We start from the raw sequence: 19,946 nt of genomic DNA on the forward strand, positions 1-19,946 counted from the left end.
TCACGCACCCTACGATTTACCCCAAAATCCCCGGCCAGTTGGCTTCTCCTTTGGCGATGTTGCCGGGGATGTCCTCGAGCCACAGCTCGCGGGCGCGGAGGTTGGCGTTGAGGTAAAGCTTTTCCTCATAGATCGTCCAGGCTTCGGGGGTTGTCGGGGCGAGGTAGCCGCGGGAGGCGGCGAAGGCGCAGTAGCCTCCGAAGGCGGGTGCGTAGGCAGTCGGGTTGACCGCGAACGCATCGGCAGAGGCTTGATCGACAAAGCGCCATGTTGCGCCTTTGTAGTCCACTGTTACATCGCCGCCTGCCACCGGGCCGTTTGTGGTGAAATAGCCAACGGGGTCAGAGCCGTCGATGGCGATGCCGGCTTCCTGATAAATCTCTGGTTCGCGAGCCAGTGCAGGGCGGGCGAGCCAGAGGGCAGGGGCGGCAAGGGCGATGGCGGAAAATGTGCGGCGGTGCATTGGCGTTCATCCTTTTTCAACATCTATGAGTCAGAGTTGGGGGATGCCGCCACGGAAAGAAGGAGTTTGATACACACCTCGCAGCGACGTGAAACGCCGTCATCGGCCACAGCCCCTTGGCATTGGTCCATGTCCCGCTTATACGCCCGGTCTGATCCCGAACAGCCGGAGGCCCATGATGCAGGGCAGCGCCAATCTCAACATCATGATCAAAGCCGCCCGCAAGGCGGGTCGGTCGCTTAACAAAGATTTCCGCGAGGTCGAGAATCTGCAGACCTCGGCGACGAATGCTGAAGAGTTCGTATCGCGTGCCGCCAAAGCTGCAGGCGCGATCCTGCACGAAGACTTGACCGGGGCGCGTGGCACCTATGGGTATGTCGAACCGGCTGGCGAAGCCGAGGGCGAAGATCCGACGCGCCGTTGGATCGTGAACCCTATTGAAGGCACAACGAACTTTTTGCACGGCCAGCCGCATTTTGCGGTCTCGATCGCGCTTGAACATAAGGGCCAGATTGTGTCGGCCGTGGTGTTCGATCCGGCAAAGGACGAAATGTTCTATGCCGAAAAGGGTGCAGGTGCCTGGCTGAACGACAACAAACGCGTGCGCGTCTCAAGCCGCCATCGTCTGGTCGAATCGGTTTTGGGCCATGTCGTGCCGTTTGGCGTGAAGCGGACCTTGCCCGCGACGCTCAAGGATCTTGCCTGCGTGATGCCAGAGTGTTCTGGGATGCGGGCCTCTGGTTCCAGCGCGCTTGACTTGGCCTATGTCGCGGCAGGCCGGATTGACGGGTATTGGCAACGCGAAGGTGTCTTGACTGATTTGGCAGCAGGTGTGTTGATCGCAGCAGAAGCAGGCGCTTTGGTAGAGGGTGTGCGGGCAGGGCAGACACCTTTGGAACACGGGTCAATTCTGTGTGCAAACAACCAGATCTTTGCCGCTTTGGCGAAGGTCATCCGCACAACCGACTGACGGGGCTGTCCTGACCCATTGGCTTGTGTATCATAGCTCCCAAGTTGCTCTGGGGGATTGGTATGCGACTAAGAGGGATTCGTGGCAGCCGCAATGTTGAGGACAGGCGCCGCAGCGGTGGCGGTGGTAAGGCAGGGATCGGCGGTGTTGGTCTGCTGCTCGTGCTGGCAATCGGATATTTCGCAGGCGTCGACGTTACGCCATTGCTGCAACAGACGACCCAAGCGTCTTCAACCCCGCGAGAGTTGACCGCAGAAGAAGAACGCGCGGCCGAGTTTTCGACACGGGTGCTTGCGACCACTGAGGAGGTTTGGGGCGAGGTGTTCCCGAAGCAGGTTGGACGACCTTATGATCCGCCCATCCTGGTGTTGTATTCCGGTGTGACCGCGTCGCCCTGCGGCAATGCCAGCGGCGCCACTGGTCCATTCTATTGCCCTGCGGACCAGAAGGCCTATCTGGATACCGCGTTCTTTGCGACTTTGTCGCGCCAATTGGGTGCGAGCGGTGATTTTGCGGCGGCCTACGTGATTGCGCATGAGGTCGAGCATCATGTTCAGAACGAACTGGGCATTCTTGGGCAGGTCAATGAACGTCGACAGGTTGTGGGTGAAACGCAGGCCAACGCTTTGACCGTGCGGTTGGAATTGCAGGCCGATTGTCTGTCCGGCGTCTGGGCGCGGGCGGTTGATGGGTTGTTGGAGCCCGGCGATCTAGAGGAAGCACTGAACGCGGCGCGAATGATTGGAGATGATCATCTGCAGGAACGTGCGGGACGGGTGCCGCAGCCGCATACGTTCACGCATGGTACGTCCGAACAGCGGTCACGGTGGTTCGCCACTGGTTTTCAGACAGGTGACATTCGCAGCTGTGATACGTTCAGGGCGCAAAGGCTCTGAGATGATCATCTATGCGGTGTCCGTTGGGCAGGGCATTCTTGCCATTTCGCCGATACCTGGAGCCGATGGCGATTATGCTGGCGACGTGCAACATTTAATCGAATGGAAGCCCGCCATTGTCCTGTCGTTGGTGAACGAGGTCGAGCTTGTGGCGGCTGGTGCATCTGGATTGTGGAGGGACTTGGTGGATGCCGGTTCCCGGTGGGAGCATCTTCCGATCCACGATTTCGGCGTGCCGGATGAAACCTTTGAAGAGGCGTGGCCTGATGTCAGCATGGGTGTCCGCAAAGCGTTGATCGGGGGCGGCCGGATTTTGGTGCATTGCCGTGGTGGCTGTGGCCGGTCCGGTATGGTCGCATTGCGTTTGATGATCGAATTGGGCGAGGCACCGGATGATGCATTGGCCCGATTGCGGGCCGTTCGCCCCTGCGCAATCGAAACGGACGAACAAATGCGTTGGGCGCTTGAGGCGAAACGTGAACCCGCCAAATTCCTGCGCCACGAAAGTTGAGGAAGTTAGGTGAGAGGCTGGACAACGACCCAAGCGTGGCTCGTTACGGCTGCTTCCTTCCGGACCTGACCGGGTTGGCGAGGTGCTCGCCCGCGCCAACCTCTCGGAATTTCAGATAGTAGAGGGATTGCAGGATTGCAACCCGCTCTCTGTTCGAAACTGGCTGTTTGCATTGTTCTTTCCGTGTCAGCGTGGCAATCGCTCGTACAAGATTAAGAAGCGGTGGATGATGATGCGGAATGCAGAGCAGGTGACTTTTGGCGGTTCAGGGCTGGATCGCGCGGCCGAACTTCGGGGTGATATCCCGGCCTTGGCGGGACTGATGCAAGACCCGTCCTCTCGGACGGTGATCCTGTGGAAGGGCAAGCCGCTGCTGACCGTCGATACAGATGCGCGTGTTCTTGCACGATTGCCCTTGGATCACCCTATTCTAAAAGACGCCAGCAGCGCACCGATTCTGTTGGGACGTGAAGATGGGGCCGCCAGATTTGCGCATGATATCTCGGGCTGGGTGCCCGAAGATGACGTGAGCCAAGTGGGTGCCTTCATTGACCCAAGCGAACAGCGGCATCCGAGTTGTCCTGATGATCATGGCTTTGCCGAGCTTCGTAGTGTCATGACCGCGTTGACCCCGCGAGACGCAGAATTGGCTGCAACGGCCAAGGCGATCATCGGCTGGCATGACACACATGGGTTTTGCGCGCGATGCGGCGCGGTGAGTGATGTTACGCAGGCTGGCTGGCAGCGGGTGTGCCAAGACTGCGGTGCCAGTCATTTCCCCCGTACAGATCCGGTGGTGATCATGTTGATCACGCATGGCAACAAGGTTCTGCTGGGGCGGTCGCCCGGGTGGCCAGAAGGCATGTATTCCTGCCTTGCGGGTTTTGTCGAACCCGGCGAAACCATCGAGGCTGCGGTGCGCCGTGAGGTATGGGAAGAGGCAGGCGTACGCGTTGGCGAGGTGAGGTATCTGTCAAGCCAGCCGTGGCCGTTTCCAGCGTCGTTGATGTTCGGCTGCCATGGGATCGCTCTGACTGAAGAGATCAACATCGACCCCGTTGAAATCGAAGATGCGCTTTGGGTCAGCCGTGAAGACGTGATGGATGCGCTTGCGGGGCTGCGCGAGGGGCTGTTGCCTGCACGCAAGGGCGCCATCGCGCATTTTTTATTGCGCAATTGGCTTGCCGATACATTGGAATAGCGCAAGTCTGGAATTGAGTGGATCGAAGAGGGGTGTGCCGATGCAAGTGACTGGAACCGAAGATGTTGAGGCCCCGATTGAGCATGTTTTTGCCGAATTGACCGCATTCGAGGCCCTTGAAAGGCAAGCGTTGCGTCGCGGGATCGACGTTCGGAGAAAGTTTCGCGGATCGGTGCCCAATATCGGTGAGGGCTGGGAGGCGCAGTTTCGGTTTCGAGGCAAAGAACGGACAGCCAAGATCGAATTGGAAGAGCTTGAAGCACCGCATCTGGTGCAGTTTGCGGGTGCGTCAGGTGGGCTTGAGACAAACACACATATCGAATTGGTTCCATTGTCACCAAAACGCACACGAGTGAATTTTGTATTCAAGATGGCGCCAAAAACGCTGTCTGCACGGCTTTTGGTGCAATCTTTCAAGCTGGCGCGCTCTACCATCAACAAGAGGTTCCAAAAACGCATGTCTCAATTTGCGCGTGATATCGAAAACAAGTTGGCCAAAAGCGCATGATGTTACGGTCATTGCTTTGGGGTGCCGCACTGTCATGTCTTCCTTTGGCGGCAACAGCGCATGAATTTTGGATTGATCCGGTAGCGTATCAAGTGCCGTCTGGCGGCGATTTGGTTGCGGCTTTGCGGGTGGGTGAAGATTTTGCGGGGGCCGAGCAATCGTATCTGGAGCGAAATTTCGACCGCTTTGATATGCGGTGCGATGGTGAGGTTTCGCCTGTTCCCGGACGGTCAGGGGACCGCCCGGCGTTGAATGTTGCGGCGCCGCAGGATGGGTTATGTGTCATCATCCACCAGACGCGTGATTACACTTTGACCTACCGTGAGTGGCAGAAGTTCGTGAATTTCGTCGAACACAAGGATTTCAAAGGTGTCTTGGCCGAACATGCCGCGCGCGGTTTGCCGGAAAAGGACTTCACCGAACTGTACAGCCGTTACGCCAAAAGCCTGATTGCGGTTGGCGAAGGCGCGGGGGCAGATGCTGAGGTTGGGTTGGAGACCGAAATAGTAGCCGAGGCCAATCCTTACACGGATGATATGGCCTCGGGGCTACCGATCCAGGTTCTGTACAACGGTGCACCGCGGGCGGATGCTCAGGTTGAGCTTTTCGCACGCCCGCCCGGTGCCGAGGTCCAGATCAGCTTGCACCGGACCGATGCGGATGGACGTGTGACGCTGCCTGTGCAACCGGGCTATGCTTATCTTGCGGATGCTGTCATCTTGCGGCCGCTCGAGCCGCAAGATGACAGCGACCCGGTCTGGGAAAGCCTGTGGGCGTCGTTGACCTTTGCTGTGCCGGAGTGACCGGCGCAGCGCTTAGTTTGTATGCCAGTCGAAAAAGCCCGGACCAGCACGATCCAACAGCGTTTTGGCCAGTGCTGTGCCCATCGCGGCACCGTCTGCTACGGGCCCGCTGATTTCGTCGGCATGTGCTTCTGAGCCGTCGGGGCGCAGGACTTCGCCACGCAGTCGCAGGGTGTCCCCGTTAAATTCGGCCAGTCCGGCAATTGGAGTTTCGCAAGACCCATCAAGTGCGGCCAAAAACGCGCGTTCGGCGGCAAGGCGTTCACCGGTCGGAGTGTCGTGGATAGCAGCTAGCATTTCGGCGGCGCGGTTATCATTGGCGCGGCGTTCGATACCGATAGCGCCTTGTGCAACGGCGGGCAGCATATCGGTTGTGTCGATGGCGGTCTTGGGCACCTCGTCCATGCGCAGGCGGTTCAGGCCGGCCATCGCAAGGAACGTGCACGAGGCCACACCATCATCCAGCTTTTTCAGCCGGGTTTGGAGGTTGCCGCGGAATTCGACCACGTTCAGGTCTGGGCGGCGATTAAGCAACTGTGCACGGCGGCGCAGCGAAGAGGTGCCGACAATCGCCGCTTCGGGCAATTGTGCAATCCCAGAGAATTCCGGCGAGATGAACGCATCGCGCACATCTTCGCGCGGTAGGTACGTGTCGAGCAGCAACCCATCAGGCTGCAGGACCGGCATATCCTTCATCGAGTGAACCGCGATATCTATCTTGCCTGACAGCATGTCGTCTTCGATTTCGCGTGTGAACAGACCCTTGCCACCAATCTCTTTGAGCGGGCGATCAATGATCTTGTCGCCCGTTGTCTTGATGACAACGATGGTAAAGGCCTCAAAAGGCAGATCAAATGCCTTGGCAAGTCGTTCGCGGGTTTCATGAGCCTGAGCCAAAGCCAGCGGGGAACCGCGCGTGCCGATGTTCAGAGGTTGGGCGGGTGTGGGCAAGTCAATCGTCATGAAACGATCTTTATGCGTGTAAACTTGTCCTGACAACCATGCTTGTCTTGACATATGGGTTTCTACGGTTGATCCGAAGACAATAGACAAGGAAAGACCTTATGAGCCAGACAAAAACCATCCTCCGCGCCCTTGCCGGCGAAACCCTTCCGACACCGCCAATTTGGATGATGCGTCAAGCTGGCCGTTACCTTCCTGAATACAAAGCGACCCGTGCGCAGGCCGGTGATTTTCTGTCGCTGTGTTATAACCCAGAGCTTGCGGCCGAAGTGACTTTGCAGCCGATCCGACGTTACGGCTTTGACGCGGCGATCCTGTTTGCCGACATTCTGTTGTTGCCACAGGCGCTGGGCGCGGATCTTTGGTTTGTCACCGGCGAAGGCCCGCGCTTATCCACGATCACCACACAAGGTGAATTCGACAAACTGGGCAAGGGCGAGATGATCCATGACACGCTTAACCCGATTTACGAAACCGTGCGCATCCTGCGTCGCGAATTGCCGGAAGAGACCACGCTTATTGGCTTTGCCGGGGCACCGTGGACTGTCGCCACATACATGATTGCAGGCAAGGGGACTCCCGACCAAGGTCCGGCGCATGCGCTCAAGGACGAGAACCGCGCGCTCTTTGAGGCAATCCTGGAGCGGCTGACGGAAAGTACCATCGACTATCTGTCTGCGCAGATCGATGCGGGGGCCGAAGTGGTCAAGATTTTCGACAGCTGGGCGGGATCGCTGAAGGGCGAGGACTTCGAGCGGTACGCGCTCTACCCCGCCAAGGTCATCACCGAAGAGATCAAGCGCCGTCATCCCGGCATTCCGGTCATCGCTTTTCCGCGACAGGCGGGGGACAACTATATCGGTTTCCATTCCGCAACAGGTGCGGACTGTGTGGCAGTCGATGACAGCGTCAGCCCGGAATGGGTGGCCGAACACGTACAGCCCGGGGGGTGTGTGCAAGGCAACCTGGCGTCGCGCCATATGGTGACGGGTGGTCAAGACTTGGTAGATGAGACCCGCAAGGTTGTTGATGCGCTCAAGAACGGGCCGCATATCTTTAACCTTGGCCACGGTATCACGCCGGATGCGGACCCAGAAAACGTGCAGCTCATGATTGACACGGTTCGCAGTGTCTAAACTGCATGTCATACGCGGCCCGGTTTAGCGTCGGGTCGCGAAATGTTTGCGGACGGGGTTTGACCGGTTTTTTTGACGTTCGCGGAGGAACACAAACAGGCCCGCCCCAAGGATCATTGCGCAGCCGACCCACGTTGAAGGTGCCGGCCATTCCGCAAATACCAGCCATCCCCAGAAGATCGCCAGCGGCAGTCCAATATACTCGAATGGTGCGATGCTGGCCGATGGCGCCATGCGGTAGGCTGCCGTGATGCAATAAGCGACGATGCCGTTGCAGATGCCAATCACGATGAACAGTGGCCAGTCTCCGCTGGCTGGCCATGTCCACGCCCGTAACAGGAAATGCAGGCTTGGCGCATCTGGCCCGGGATCGGCCTGACCTTGCCCAACCAGCAGGTAGAATAGGCTTGAGACAACGAGGAACGTCAATTGGTTGTAGATGGTCAGCGCAGCGGCCGAGCTTTTGACTCCCAGTGCGCGCGTCATGACGGCCATTGATGCGTAAAGCGCGGCCGCGATTACGGGCAGAGCGAAAATCCACGATGGGCCGTATTCTGATCCGCTTTTCCATGGCTCTTGCATGACCACAACGCCCATGAAGCCAAAGACAATTGCGCCCAGCCGCAAGGGGCCGACCTTTTCACCAAGGAACAGAAAGCTGAACAGTGTGATAAACAGTGGCCCGACAAAAAAGAGTGCCGTTGTCAAGCCAAGTGGAAGAACTGCCAGCGAGGCGAAAAAGGTCATGTTGGCGGCGACAAGCGTCAGCCCACGTAAAATGTGCAAGCCCGGTCGTGACGTGCGCAACAGTGATATCCCACCTTCGAGATGCAGCATCAGGAAAGATAGAAAGATGCCAATCGCCGTTCGCGTGAAAACGATCTGGTGCAAGGGATAGCCACCGGACAACGCTTTGATCAAAAGGTCATTGATCGAAATCGCAAAGACGCCGATGCAGACCAGCAAGATGCCGCGCGCGACGTTGGTGTCGGTGAGGGAAGCCATACCCTTTCCTTATTCCGACTTGTGGAAAAGGTCAGTCCCAAAAACGACCTGCACACCCGTTGCGTTCCTGCGCACGGCTTTCGGGATTGCGTCTTGAGCGCTGAAGGTTAGGTAACATCCCTGTCAATCTTACAAAGGCCGCCCACATGGAACCGATGGTCCGGATCAGCAATGTTCGAAAAGCCTATGCAGGTGGGTTCGAAGCTCTCAAGAGCGTGTCTCTGGATATTCAGGATGGTGAGATTCTTGCGCTCTTGGGGCCGAACGGTGCGGGCAAGACAACGCTGATTTCGACAATCTGCGGCATTACGCAACCGACATCGGGGACGATCACGGTTGGCGGCCATGATGTGATCACAGCCTATCGCGGTGCGCGGTCCTTGGTGGGCTTGGTGCCGCAAGAGATCAATCTGGAACCCTTTGAGCGTGTGATCAACACGGTTCGCTTCTCGCGTGGTTTGTTCGGTAAACCAAGGAATGAGGCGTTGCTTGAGCGGATCCTCAGGCAGCTATCGCTCTGGGATAAACGCGATAACCGGATCATGGAATTGTCCGGTGGGATGAAGCGACGTGTGTTGATTGCCAAGGCATTGGCGCATGAGCCGCGTGTGTTGTTTCTGGATGAACCGACTGCGGGTGTGGATGTCGAACTGCGCCGGGACATGTGGGATATCGTGGCTGAGCTCAAGACATCAGGCGTGACGATCATTCTGACCACCCATTACATCGAAGAGGCCGAAGCGATTGCCGACCGGATCGGTGTGATCAACAAGGGTGAGATTCTGCTGGTCGAGGAAAAAACTGCGCTGATGACCCGTTTGGGTCAGAAAGAGCTGCGGATTGAATTGCAGGACGCCGTGAAGGACCTGCCTGAAGCGCTGGCAGCCCGTGGACTGCGTTTGGAAGAGGGTGGGCAGGTTCTGGTCTATACCTATGATACGACGAAGGACCGCACCGGAATTGCGACATTGATCCGCGAAGTCAGCGATGCGGGGCTGGTGCTGCGCGATCTGCAAACCCGTCAGAATTCGCTGGAGGACATCTTCGTCGAGCTGGTGACAGATCAGGAGGATGTGGCATGAACTGGCAAGCCATCCGCGCGATCTATGTGTTTGAGATGTCGCGGTTTTTCCGCACGCTCTTGCAAAGCTTCGTGTCGCCCGTCATATCCACATCGCTCTATTTTGTGGTGTTCGGGGCTGCCATTGGCAGCCGCATTGATCAGGTCGAAGGCGTGTCTTACGGCGCGTTCATCGTGCCCGGTCTGATCATGCTGTCGGTGATGACGCAGGCTATTTCTAACGCATCTTTCGGGATCTATTTTCCGAAATTCATCGGCACAATTTATGAATTGCTCTCTGCGCCGATCAACTTTCTTGAGATTGTTTTGGGCTATGTCGGCGCGGCAGCCACCAAGGCGCTGTTCATTGGGGTCGTGATCCTTGCCACGTCTGCCTTGTTCGTTGACCTGACTATCCAGCACCCGTTTGCCATGTTGGCCTTCATGGTGCTGACCTGTCTGAGCTTTGCGCTTTTCGGTTTTATCATCGGCATCTGGGCAGGAAATTTTGAGCAGCTTCAGCTGATTCCACTTTTGATCGTAACGCCCTTGGTCTTTCTGGGGGGATCGTTCTATTCGATCTCAATGCTGCCGCCGGTCTGGCAGACGATTTCGTTCTTTAACCCGGTTGTCTATCTGGTCTCGGGATTTCGATGGTCGTTTTTCGGCGTGGCCGATGTGCCAATTGGTCTAAGCCTGATGGCCATCGGCGGATTTACGATGCTGTGCCTCGGCACTATCTGGTGGATCTTCAAAACGGGCTGGCGGATCAGGCAGTAACGTTTGACCTTAAGCGCTGACCACGGCCACACCCAGCACAACGAGGGCACCTCCGGCCAGTTCCTGTGTCGAGAGAGGCTGGCCGATAAAAAAGGTCGCCGCCAATACGAGGATCGTTTCGGTCGCCATGATCGCAATATAGGCGATGCCCAGATCGACCTGTTTCAGCAAGAGAATTTCTGCCGTGACGACCCCGGCCAACATCAGTGCAATCGCTCCGATGGCAACAGTTGTCGCGCTTTCCGAGGCGGCCTTCATAAGGAGGGTTGCAACTGCATAGCCCACTCCTGCTGCGATTGCCAAAACGGCCTTATTGGAAACAAAGTCTAGAACAAGCATCGGTGTCATCATTTTTGAAGACGTGATATCATTAATTAATAATCACGACCGTGACATAGATGCCCGCGGCAGGACAGGCTGGAATACCCTACCTCAAAGAGTTCAGATCGCCGCTGGTTGACCGCGCCCACCCATAACCAAGTCCATGCTCATCCCGCCGATCCACATGCAGAATAGCGCGAGCCATGCTGTGCCTGCAAAGATTGATCCGCCTGTCACACCTGCACCGATCGCACAGCCACCTGCCAGCATTCCGCCGAACCCCATGAGGGCCGCGCCGATCATGGCGTTGCGCATGGGCGTTGAACCTTCGAAGCCTTGAAACTTAAGCTCTCCAGCGAAGAAAGCGGCAAGGAACGAGCCGATTACCACACCGGGTACCAGCCCAATGTCGAATTCCAGAACCGAGGATCGGTCGAGGAAGAACATCAATGTGTTGGCTGAAGGCCCTGTAAACGTAGCGCTTTCGATCTGAACTGGGTCGAATGCCACGAGGCTGAGCGCGTAAGTGAAGGCCCATCCCATTGCCACGGCAAACCCTACGCCGGATGCAAAGACAAGGCGCTGCCACCCAATCTGATTGCGGCGCGACAGCTCTAACGCCAACAGCGCGGTTGCAAGACCAAACACAAGGCCGGAGCCTTCGGGAAGGTGTAGGGTTGTCAAAAGGTCCATATTGCGACCCCCAGACGTGATCCAAAGCGCGGCGAGCTTATCGCGGATCGGTGCCAGCCAGCCGGTCAATGTCATCTGGGCGACAACGGCAAAAATCAGACCCGACACGACAGACCGCAGGTTGCCCGTCGCAGCAAGCACAAGCAGGCGGCCGGAGCATCCGCGCGCAAGCACCATACCCGCACCAAAAAGCAGTCCCCCGATAACGGCACCCGACCAGCTTCCGGGCACCGCCATCATGCGGGCTTCGGTTGTGTCGATCAGGCCGAACATCTGTGCGGCTTGCACCCAGACAACGGCGGTTGAGAAGGTTAGCAACCAGACCGCGACCTTGTCCTGCATCATGCCGCGGGCGAATTCGACGGTTGCCGCGCGTAGACAGAAGCGCGAACGTTGGGCCGCGACACCAAAGGTGACGCCAGTGATCAAGCCAAACAAGGCTGCGGTTGGGGCTTCTCCGATCTGATCCACAAGGCTGATAAGGTCCATGCCAGTCTCCGCACGTTTGGGCGTTTAGGTTGATCATGCATGCTTGACCGTGAATGTGTTCGCCTTGATTTGGATCAGATTGGCATCAGCACTTAAGGAAATAGCAGGGTTTTTGCCTGAAAGTCCGACCTGCGCGTTTGCTGAACGGTGTTTCTGGAAAAGAGCTAGCCTTTATCTGAAATTCTGAAAAGCGGGTGTTCCGCTCGTCCAAGACCCTCGCCAAAGGCCAAAAGCGGGCGTAAAGGGAAACGATGAAGCAGATTGTTCCCCTTGGTGAAGCGCGTCACCTGCCGATCTATAAACGGCCGATTACTCTGTTGTTTCTGATGGCGATTGCGATGCCATTGTCCTTTGCGACGTGGTCGGCGCTGCTGAATAACTTTGTGATTGAGGTGGCGCAGTTCGATGGCGCCGATATCGGCTGGCTTCACACTGTCCGCGAGATCCCCGGCTTCTTTGCAGTCGGTGTGATCGCAGTGATCATGTTTGTTCGGGAACAGACACTTGCCATGATCTCGCTTGTGATGCTTGGGCTGGCGACCGCGTTGACCGCATATTTCCCGTCGATGGGCGGTTTGTTGTTCGTCACCCTGATCAGTTCGATCGGGTTTCACTATTACGAAACCGTAAACCAGTCGCTGCAACTACAATGGTTGCCCAAAGATCGCGCACCGCAGATGCTTGGGCTTTTGGTGTCGGCGGCGTCGGCTGCGACCTTAGTGGCTTATGGTGTGATCGTAGTGACGTGGCGGGCCTACGACCTGAGCTACAACTTTGTCTATGTAGTGTCCGGCGCGCTAACGCTGATTATCGTTGCGTATTGCGTGGTGATGATGCCGCATTTCGAGGCACCAAATCCGCAAATCAAAAAGTTCATTCTGCGCAAGCGCTACTGGCTATATTACGCGCTGCAATTCATGTCCGGGGCACGCCGCCAGATCTTTGTCGTGTTCGCGGCGTTTATGATGGTCGAACGCTTTGGGTTGGATGTTGACCAGATCACCAAGCTGATGCTTGTGACGCTTGTGGCGAACATGGTTCTGGCACCCATGCTGGGCCATGTTGTGCACCGCTTTGGCGAACGCAATGCGATGGTATTCGAATATGTCGGTCTGGTGATCGTATTTGTGATGTATGGCGGGGTTTACTGGTTTGGCTGGGGCGTGATGCTGGCCACCATTTTGTATATCGCAAACAACATCTTTTTTGCGTTGGCGCTGGCCTTGAAAACCTATTTTCAAAAGATTGCGGATCCCGGCGATATCGCTCCGACGGCGGCGGTGGCGTTTACCATCAATCACATTGCGGCGGTGTTCTTGCCCGCTTTGCTTGGGTATCTGTGGCTTATTTCGCCGGGTGCGGTGTTTGCCTTGGCGGCAGGTATGGCGCTGGTGTCGTTGTTGTTGGCATTGATGATCCCCCGTCATCCTGAGCCGGGCAACGAGACGGTGTTTTCCGCCTTCGTGGCCGCCCCGGCAGAGTGATGATCACCGACAAAGCGGGTTGATATTGAAAAAGATGATTTGATTTTCGACCAATTCCATTTCCACCTTCGAGGCGCATCCACCTGCGGTTTCGGCGGTCCCAACCAGGCTGGTTGACCCGCCCTCCATGTTGATCGACGCGAATGACACGTCGGTATACGGGTCAACGCCATCAAATATCGCTGCGACTTTCTGAATCGCCTCGTCGGTCTGAAGTGATTGATGCAGCATAACGTTGGCTTGGTCGTTTTGGCCGCTACTGCTGAGCATTATAAAATCGCGGGCAACCGAGCGTGCACCGGAGGATGCGTACATGATACCTGCATAAACCGTTACACCAATGACTACCAAAACGCCGACCACAATTGCACTAATTTTCAAGAACTTCTTCATTCTCTTGCTCCAAGAAAACCTAAAATAATGGTGAAGACGATATGATAGGAGGTATGTTCCGTCCAGACCGTTGTACCTTTTGGCTTTCACGCTGGTCAGTCTACGCAAAGGGCGGTAAGCCCTGCCTGATAGTAAGCGAGGGCTCCTATGACCACCTTCACAGCATTTACCACATTGTCGGAAAAGACATCGGCCGAGGCATTGGGCGAGGCGTTTGAAGATCTTGAGCCGGAACCCTATGGCGTCGGTGTGTTCGAGATCGAGGATGGCAGCGGGATGTGGGAAGTCGGCGGTTACTTTATGGAGGCGCCGGACGATGTGGCGTTGGCGCTGCTGGCAGCTGTGCACAAAGCCAAGCCATTTGTTGTGTCAGAACTGCCCGAAACCGATTGGGTCGCCAAAGTGCGGCGCGAATTGGTGCCCGTCGCGGCAGGGCGGTTTTATGTCTATGGTAGCCATGACGCTGATACTGTACCTGACGGTGTAGAACCGCTATTGATCGAGGCGGCCATGGCCTTTGGCACTGGCCATCACGGCACCACTCAGGGCTGCCTCCGGGCGCTTGACCGGTTGATCGAAGCAGGCGTGGTCTGTCACAACGTGGCGGACATTGGTTGCGGGACGGCTGTTCTTGCGATGGCGGCGGCCCGGGAGTGGCCTGAAACCGTGTTTGCCAGCGATATGGACCAGATTGCTGTCGATGTGGCTGAGGCCAATGTCGTCGCGAATGATCTGGGCGGGCGGATTATCTGTCTTGAAGCGATGGGCTTTGATCACCCCGAACTGCACGCTGCAGCGCCTTTCGATCTTGTGTTCGCGAATATCCTCAAACAGCCTTTGATCGACTTGGCACCTGATATGGCAAACCACCTTGCGCCTCAGGGATACACGATCTTGTCCGGGATTCTGAACGAACAAGGCGACGAGGTGGCAGAGGTTTATGCACGAAATGGCATCAATACCTGGCATCGCGAAGAGATTGGTGACTGGACGACTCTGACATTGCAGAAGAGCACATCGTAAAGCTGCCGCAATTTCCAGATCTTACGGGTTTTCGCCGTATTTTCATCGAATTTGCCATGTTTGCCCCAATCTCGCCATATTCCGCCCCTAGATACAACACATCCGGTGGGGGCCGGAATAAAGGCTGCTTCACATGACCACACAGCAGGACATGTTTGACGAACGGTACCGCAAGGTGCTCAAGCGCCACCGCCAATTGTCGCGTGGCTATGTCACAAAACTTGATAAAACCGGCGTGATCTCGCATCGTCCCATACAACAAGTCCGCGAGTTCGTTTCGTTCTCGGCGCTTCTTTTGCCCTTTGGCATTCTGTTTCTCCTGAAGGCCGCGATTGTCGCCGGTATGGGCGAAGAGGGCTATTCTCAGCAGGTTGCTTTGCTTCGTGAGGGCGGGTTTGTTGAACAGATTGGAGCGCTCGTTATGCAGATCGATCCGATTACCTCGGTCCTGTCCCGAATTTTGGGCTTTGTGATCGGCTGACGCCAGCAGACACACATCACAAAAAAAGCCGTGTCAGCGAGGGCTAACACGGCTTTTTTGTTTGTCGACCGGTCTTACAGGGCGTTGATGTCGCCGCGTGTCAGGCCGATGTCTTCGAGTTCGTGATCGCTCAGCTGGCTGAGAGCGTTGCGTGTTTGGCGCGACTCGTTCCATGCTGTGAAAGCGGAGATCAACGAGAAGGCGATACCACCGAAGCCTTTTTGGCCTGCGGAGTAGGTGGGGCGGGATGTGTCAAAAGCGGCCATTGCCAGGTTCCTTGAATAAATGGGGAGTTGTGTTGCTCTGACCGTCATCTAGTTGCGCCATTTCGCGGCTTCAATTGTCCTTTGTGCATAGTTTTTATGCGGTTTATGCATGGCTTTTGGCATTGAAAATATTGTCGCAAAAAACTTGAAAATAAGGGCAATTCTGATGCCGTATTCATGTTTTGGCATCCAAACTCGACATCCTGCCGTCTGTTTTCGACATCTGGCTTAATCTGTCGCTTTTATTTTGTATGCTTGGCGTTTGTTCGCGTTTCGTGCTAGCCGTGATACAAAAGCAACAAAGGCGCGAGCAGAATGCGTGTTTTGGGGATTGATCCGGGTCTGCGCTTCCTTGGTTGGGGCGTGATCGAGGCTGAAGGGAGTCGCTTGCGCCATGTCGGTAACGGTGTTTGCCTATCTGGCACTGGCGAACTGGCCACACGTTTGTTGGCCTTGCACCGGGCGTTGACCGAGGTGTTCGAGCAGTTTCAGCCTGACACTGTCGCAATTGAAAAGACATTTGTGAACAAGGACGCGGTCGGCACTCTCAAGCTGGGGCAAGCGCGCGGTGTCGCGATTTTGGTTCCGGCGCAGTTCGGACTTGAGATCGGGGAGTATTCACCGAATTCGGTCAAGAAGACGGTTGTGGGTGTTGGTCATGCCGACAAGAAACAGGTCGAACACATGGTCAAGATGCAGCTGCCCGGTGCTCAAATTAGTGGCTCGGATGCGGCGGATGCTTTGGCAATCGCCATTTGCCATGCGCATCATATGACCGGACCGGGAATGAGGATGCGGGCATGATCGGGCGAATTGCAGGGCGCGTCGAATACAAGGGCGACGATCATGTGCTGATCGACGTGCGCGGCGTCGGTTACGTGGTCTATTGTTCGGACCGCGTGATGTCGCAGATTGGTGCCCCCGGCGAAGCACTGGCGCTCTATACCGACCTTTTGGTCCGCGAGGATATTCTTCAATTGTTCGGCTTCCCGACAATGGTGGAAAAGGAATGGCACCGGTTGCTCATGTCGGTGCAAGGCGTCGGCGCAAAAGCCTCCTTGGCTATTTTAGGCGCGCTGGGCCCAGACGGGGTGAGCCGTGCGATTGCCTTAGGGGACTGGAATTCGGTTAAGGCGGCCAAAGGAATCGGGCCGAAGACCGCGCAGCGCGTGGTCAACGAACTCAAGGACAAAGCTCCGGCCGTGATGGCGATGGGCGGGGCTGCATCGGTTGTGGCTCAGGCCTCGGACGAAGATGCGGTATTGGAGCCGGTTGCCGTTGCGCCGATCGCACGTGCGCCCGCGCCGTCAGCCTCAGCGCAAGCTGAGGCGCTGTCGGCGCTGGGCAATCTTGGTTACGGGCCGGGCGAAGCGGCAGGCGCAGTGGCGCAAGCGGCGGGTGATGCGCCTGAGGCCGGAACATCTGAGCTGATCCGCGCGGCGCTAAAGCTTTTGGCGCCGAAAGGGTAGGGATATGGGGATGCTTATTGGCCCTTTCGCACCGCTTTGCGACGGCACAGAGGACATGCATGAACGATCGCACGTGAGAGTCAACTATGTCGTCTGATCCGATTGTCCGGCCTGATCCACTGCCCGAGGATCGCGACCGCGCATTGCGACCGCAAATGCTGGACGATTTTGTCGGGCAGGCCGAGGCGCGTGCGAACCTGCGCGTGTTCATCCAATCCGCCCGCCAACGTGGCGAAGCGATGGACCATACGCTGTTTCACGGGCCTCCGGGGCTTGGCAAAACAACGCTTGCGCAAATCATGGCGCGCGAACTGGGCGTCGGGTTTCGTATGACTTCGGGCCCGGTTCTGGCCAAGGCCGGGGATCTGGCCGCAATCCTGACCAATCTGGAAGCGCGGGATGTCTTGTTCATCGACGAAATTCATCGCTTGAACCCTGCCGTGGAAGAGGTGCTTTATCCTGCGCTTGAGGATTACGAGCTGGATCTGGTGATCGGTGAAGGCCCTGCCGCGCGGACGGTGCGCATTGAGTTACAGCCGTTTACATTGGTCGGTGCGACGACGCGTTTGGGGCTGTTGACCACGCCGTTGCGAGACCGGTTTGGCATCCCCACGCGGCTCAATTTCTATACCGAAGACGAGTTGAACACGATTGTGGCGCGCAATGCCGTCAAGCTGGGTGTCCAGGCCGCCTCCGAAGGCGCGCGTGAGATCGCGCGCCGGTCGCGGGGCACGCCGCGGATTGCCGGGCGGTTGTTGCGACGGGTTGTGGATTTCGCCGTGGTCGAGGGTGACGGGGTCGTCAGCAAAGAACTGGCCGATGGCGCATTGACAAGGTTGGGAGTCGACAGTCTTGGCCTTGACGGGGCGGACCGGCGCTATTTGCGATTGATCGCGGAAAACTATCAAGGCGGTCCCGTCGGGATTGAAACCCTGTCCGCGGCGCTGTCGGAAAGCCGCGATGCGCTGGAAGAGGTGATTGAGCCGTATCTGTTGCAACAGGGCTTGATCCAACGCACGCCGCGCGGACGGATGCTGGCGCAAAAAGGCTGGAGCCATTTGGGTTTGGCCGTGCCCAAAGCGCCAGGGCAGTCGGATTTGTTCGGACCTGCCTGACTTGTCCAGCGGTATGCCCTGTGCCAGAGGTCGTATTTGCATATTTGGAAAAAGAAGAAGCAGGGGGACAGCGCCTCATGATGGACGCGGCCGAAGTCGAGCGGTTTTTTACACGATCAGATGGATCGTATCTGTTTGCGCGGTGGGGGCGCCCGATTGCACCCATAGTGTTCGGCGTCGAGGACCAGACGCTATCGGTCGTGAAGGGAGCGTTCGAGGCGGTCTGTGCCATGGCGGGCCACCATATGACCGAGACAGATCCAGAGCTTGGCGCCAATGTGATGGTGTTTTTCTTCCGTGATTGGCGCGAGCTCTTGGATGTGCGCGATCTAGACCGGCTTATTGACGGGCTGAACCCTTTGGTGGCGAAGCTGTCCGACGCGGACGCCAATCAGTACCGCGTATTTCGCTTTGACGACGCCGGTGCGATTCAGGCGTGCTTCATCTTCTTGCGCATGGATGAGGTTCTTTCAGCCATACCAGCGGATACATTGGCCTTGGGCCAAGTGGTGCAGTCCATGGTATTGTGGTCTGATCAGGCGTTTACTGATCAGTCGCCCTTGGGCCAGTTGGACGATGGCCGGGTTGTTGTGCGACCCGAGATCGGCGCGCTGATCCGAGTGGCTTATGATCCGGTGATGCCCGGTATGGCACAGGATCCCAGCCATGCTTTGAGGTTGACCGCCAGGATGGCGGTGGCGCAGGAGGGGACGAACTGATGGTTCATGAGTTGCGGGTGCGGGTGTATTATGAAGACACCGATATGGGCGGGATCGTCTATTATGCCAATTACCTGCGCTACATCGAACGGGCGCGATCGGATTGGGTGCGGTCCTTGGGCGTGGACCAAAACGCTATGCGCGAAGAGGACGGGGTTGTCTTTGTTGTGCGTCGTGTTGAGGCGGATTACCTCAAATCAGCGAAATTCGACGATGAATTGCTGGTGCGCACCGTGGTCAAGGCTGTCACCGGTGTGCGACTGATCATGTCGCAAGAGGTCGTGCGCGGGGATGATCTGCTGTTTCAGGCCGAGGTCACGGTGGTGTGCATCGGTGAAGGCGGCGCGCCTGCGCGACTTCCGGCGAATATCCGCCGTCAGATTCACTAGCACGCCGGAATACGCCCGTTCTGACGCCAATGTGTTGGCGTTTCCCCTGCAATTGCGGTATTGAAGTTGGTAATCAGAGCCCGATCAATGAGGGCCAACCGGCTAAAGAGCAGGCAGATGGAAGCAGAAACACTTGCGCTGGCGCAGGAGATTGATTTCTCCATGTGGGGCCTCTTTGCGCGCGCCACACTGACCGTCAAACTTGTGATGGTGATGTTGATGATCGCGTCCTTTTGGGCGTGGGCGATCATCTTTGAGAAGATCATCGCGTATCGCAAAGCGCGCGCGGAGGCGGCAGAGTTCGACCGAGCCTTCTGGTCGGGTGAGCCGCTGGATGAATTGTTTGACCAGATTGGACCGGAACCAGACGGACGGGCCAAAAAGGTCTTTGCAGCTGGCATGACTGAATGGCGAAGGTCGCACCGTGATGATGGTGGATTGATCGCTGGCGCGCATGCGCGGATCGACCGGTCCATGGACGTTGCCATTCAGAAGGAAGCTGAGGATTTGCAGAAGAACCTCGCGGTTCTGGCGACGGTTGGATCGGTAGCGCCGTTTGTGGGGCTGTTTGGCACTGTCTGGGGCATTATGCACGCCTTTGTCGAAATCGCGCAGCAACAAAACACATCGTTGGTGGTTGTGGCACCCGGTATTGCCGAGGCTTTGCTGGCCACTGGTCTTGGCCTTTTGGCGGCAATTCCAGCGGTGGTGTTTTACAACAAGCTATCAGCGGACAGTGACCGTATTCTTGCGGGTTACGAGTCCTTTGCCGATGAGTTTTCGACAATCCTCAGCCGCCAGTTGGACA

25 protein-coding genes and 1 other RNA gene are annotated in these 19,946 nt (G+C 57.0%); 18 read left to right on the top strand and 8 right to left on the bottom strand.

Annotated features, from left to right (window positions below; genetic code table 11):
• Positions 1-16: 16 nt before the first annotated feature.
• Positions 17-463: a YHS domain-containing (seleno)protein gene (locus ACTG4M_RS07650; RefSeq protein WP_439123056.1), complete on the bottom strand. Its 447-nt coding sequence runs from the start codon at positions 461-463 to the stop codon at positions 17-19.
• A 178-nt stretch (positions 464-641) separates the two neighbouring features.
• Between ACTG4M_RS07650 and ACTG4M_RS07655 the strand changes: the two genes are divergently transcribed.
• From ACTG4M_RS07655 to ACTG4M_RS07665, 3 genes are all read left to right on the top strand, one after another.
• Complete coding sequence (locus ACTG4M_RS07655) at positions 642-1,433, top strand: inositol monophosphatase family protein (protein ID WP_439123078.1); 792 nt, start codon at positions 642-644, stop codon at positions 1,431-1,433.
• 62 nt (positions 1,434-1,495) lie between these two features.
• Complete coding sequence (gene ypfJ / locus ACTG4M_RS07660) at positions 1,496-2,329, top strand: KPN_02809 family neutral zinc metallopeptidase (RefSeq protein ID WP_439123057.1); 834 nt, start codon at positions 1,496-1,498, stop codon at positions 2,327-2,329.
• Between the two features lies 1 nt (position 2,330).
• Positions 2,331-2,840, top strand: coding sequence for a protein-tyrosine phosphatase family protein (locus ACTG4M_RS07665; RefSeq protein WP_439123058.1), 510 nt, complete (start codon positions 2,331-2,333; stop codon positions 2,838-2,840).
• An 8-nt stretch (positions 2,841-2,848) separates the two neighbouring features.
• Here the strand turns inward: ACTG4M_RS07665 and ffs are convergent.
• Positions 2,849-2,945, bottom strand: an RNA gene (ffs, locus tag ACTG4M_RS07670) — signal recognition particle sRNA small type.
• Positions 2,946-3,072: 127 nt separating this feature from the next.
• Here ffs and nudC point away from each other — a divergent pair.
• From nudC to ACTG4M_RS07685, 3 genes are read left to right on the top strand one after another with little or no spacing between them, the layout of a single operon-like run.
• Complete coding sequence (gene nudC, locus ACTG4M_RS07675) at positions 3,073-4,041, top strand: NAD(+) diphosphatase (protein WP_439123079.1); 969 nt, start codon at positions 3,073-3,075, stop codon at positions 4,039-4,041.
• Positions 4,042-4,081: 40 nt separating this feature from the next.
• Positions 4,082-4,549: an SRPBCC family protein gene (locus tag ACTG4M_RS07680; RefSeq protein ID WP_439123059.1), complete on the top strand. Its 468-nt coding sequence runs from the start codon at positions 4,082-4,084 to the stop codon at positions 4,547-4,549.
• A complete protein-coding gene (locus ACTG4M_RS07685) occupies positions 4,546-5,352 on the top strand; it encodes a DUF4198 domain-containing protein (RefSeq protein WP_439123060.1) in 807 nt (268 codons plus the stop codon). Before ACTG4M_RS07680 ends, ACTG4M_RS07685 begins: the two co-directional genes overlap by 4 nt.
• Before the next feature lie 12 nt (positions 5,353-5,364).
• Here ACTG4M_RS07685 and hemC read toward each other — a convergent pair whose 3' ends face one another.
• Positions 5,365-6,315, bottom strand: a complete 951-nt coding sequence (gene hemC, locus ACTG4M_RS07690) for a hydroxymethylbilane synthase (RefSeq protein WP_439123061.1) — start codon at positions 6,313-6,315, stop codon at positions 5,365-5,367.
• 101 nt (positions 6,316-6,416) lie between these two features.
• Here hemC and hemE point away from each other — a divergent pair, with 101 nt between their 5' ends.
• A complete protein-coding gene (hemE, locus tag ACTG4M_RS07695; RefSeq protein ID WP_439123062.1) occupies positions 6,417-7,451 on the top strand; it encodes a uroporphyrinogen decarboxylase in 1,035 nt (344 codons plus the stop codon).
• A gap of 24 nt (positions 7,452-7,475) precedes the next feature.
• Here hemE and ACTG4M_RS07700 read toward each other — a convergent pair whose 3' ends face one another.
• Positions 7,476-8,456 (bottom strand): DMT family transporter, encoded by a 981-nt coding sequence (locus ACTG4M_RS07700; protein ID WP_439123063.1) that lies wholly within the window; start codon positions 8,454-8,456, stop codon positions 7,476-7,478.
• A gap of 146 nt (positions 8,457-8,602) precedes the next feature.
• Here ACTG4M_RS07700 and ACTG4M_RS07705 point away from each other — a divergent pair, with 146 nt between their 5' ends.
• Positions 8,603-9,538: an ABC transporter ATP-binding protein gene (locus ACTG4M_RS07705; protein ID WP_439123064.1), complete on the top strand. Its 936-nt coding sequence runs from the start codon at positions 8,603-8,605 to the stop codon at positions 9,536-9,538.
• A complete protein-coding gene (locus tag ACTG4M_RS07710; protein ID WP_439123065.1) occupies positions 9,535-10,296 on the top strand; it encodes an ABC transporter permease in 762 nt (253 codons plus the stop codon). Before ACTG4M_RS07705 ends, ACTG4M_RS07710 begins: the two co-directional genes overlap by 4 nt.
• Positions 10,297-10,305: 9 nt before the next feature.
• Here the strand turns inward: ACTG4M_RS07710 and ACTG4M_RS07715 are convergent, their stop codons facing one another.
• Positions 10,306-10,635: a 5-aminolevulinate synthase gene (locus ACTG4M_RS07715; RefSeq protein ID WP_439123066.1), complete on the bottom strand. Its 330-nt coding sequence runs from the start codon at positions 10,633-10,635 to the stop codon at positions 10,306-10,308.
• A gap of 102 nt (positions 10,636-10,737) precedes the next feature.
• Entirely contained in the window at positions 10,738-11,799 is a 1,062-nt protein-coding gene (locus tag ACTG4M_RS07720) for a YeeE/YedE family protein (RefSeq protein ID WP_439123067.1), read from the bottom strand.
• 251 nt (positions 11,800-12,050) lie between these two features.
• Here ACTG4M_RS07720 and ACTG4M_RS07725 point away from each other — a divergent pair, with 251 nt between their 5' ends.
• Positions 12,051-13,283 (top strand): MFS transporter, encoded by a 1,233-nt coding sequence (locus ACTG4M_RS07725; protein ID WP_439123068.1) that lies wholly within the window; start codon positions 12,051-12,053, stop codon positions 13,281-13,283.
• Between the two features lie 3 nt (positions 13,284-13,286).
• Here ACTG4M_RS07725 and ACTG4M_RS07730 read toward each other — a convergent pair whose 3' ends face one another.
• Positions 13,287-13,676, bottom strand: a complete 390-nt coding sequence (locus ACTG4M_RS07730) for a hypothetical protein (RefSeq protein WP_439123069.1) — start codon at positions 13,674-13,676, stop codon at positions 13,287-13,289.
• 147 nt (positions 13,677-13,823) lie between these two features.
• On the opposite strand from ACTG4M_RS07730, the gene ACTG4M_RS07735 reads away from it, so the two are divergent.
• Together ACTG4M_RS07735 and ACTG4M_RS07740 are read left to right on the top strand one after the other, a co-directional pair.
• Entirely contained in the window at positions 13,824-14,699 is an 876-nt protein-coding gene (locus ACTG4M_RS07735) for a 50S ribosomal protein L11 methyltransferase (protein WP_439123070.1), read from the top strand.
• 133 nt (positions 14,700-14,832) lie between these two features.
• Positions 14,833-15,180 carry a hypothetical protein gene (locus tag ACTG4M_RS07740; RefSeq protein WP_439123071.1) on the top strand — a complete coding sequence of 116 codons (348 nt, stop codon included), beginning with the start codon at positions 14,833-14,835 and terminating at the stop codon, positions 15,178-15,180.
• A 74-nt stretch (positions 15,181-15,254) separates the two neighbouring features.
• Here ACTG4M_RS07740 and ACTG4M_RS07745 read toward each other — a convergent pair whose 3' ends face one another.
• On the bottom strand, positions 15,255-15,446 hold the full coding sequence (locus tag ACTG4M_RS07745) for a DUF1127 domain-containing protein (RefSeq protein WP_439123072.1): 192 nt from the start codon (positions 15,444-15,446) through the stop codon (positions 15,255-15,257).
• Between the two features lie 315 nt (positions 15,447-15,761).
• Between ACTG4M_RS07745 and ruvC the strand changes: the two genes are divergently transcribed.
• The 6 genes from ruvC to tolQ form a co-directional block, all read left to right on the top strand.
• Entirely contained in the window at positions 15,762-16,250 is a 489-nt protein-coding gene (ruvC, locus tag ACTG4M_RS07750) for a crossover junction endodeoxyribonuclease RuvC (protein ID WP_439123073.1), read from the top strand.
• Positions 16,247-16,915 (top strand): Holliday junction branch migration protein RuvA, encoded by a 669-nt coding sequence (gene ruvA / locus ACTG4M_RS07755; RefSeq protein WP_439123074.1) that lies wholly within the window; start codon positions 16,247-16,249, stop codon positions 16,913-16,915. Before ruvC ends, ruvA begins: the two co-directional genes overlap by 4 nt.
• 86 nt (positions 16,916-17,001) lie before the next feature.
• On the top strand, positions 17,002-18,030 hold the full coding sequence (gene ruvB, locus ACTG4M_RS07760) for a Holliday junction branch migration DNA helicase RuvB (RefSeq protein ID WP_439123075.1): 1,029 nt from the start codon (positions 17,002-17,004) through the stop codon (positions 18,028-18,030).
• Positions 18,031-18,110: 80 nt separating this feature from the next.
• Positions 18,111-18,749, top strand: coding sequence for a hypothetical protein (locus tag ACTG4M_RS07765; RefSeq protein ID WP_439123080.1), 639 nt, complete (start codon positions 18,111-18,113; stop codon positions 18,747-18,749).
• Entirely contained in the window at positions 18,749-19,138 is a 390-nt protein-coding gene (ybgC, locus tag ACTG4M_RS07770) for a tol-pal system-associated acyl-CoA thioesterase (RefSeq protein ID WP_439123076.1), read from the top strand. Before ACTG4M_RS07765 ends, ybgC begins: the two co-directional genes overlap by 1 nt.
• A 117-nt stretch (positions 19,139-19,255) precedes the next feature.
• Positions 19,256-19,946 (top strand): protein TolQ (tolQ, locus tag ACTG4M_RS07775; protein ID WP_439123077.1); only part of this gene is annotated, 691 nt, incomplete at its 3' end.

Source organism: Marivita sp. (assembly GCF_965656765.1).
Classification (GTDB): Bacteria; Pseudomonadota; Alphaproteobacteria; order Rhodobacterales; family Rhodobacteraceae; genus Marivita.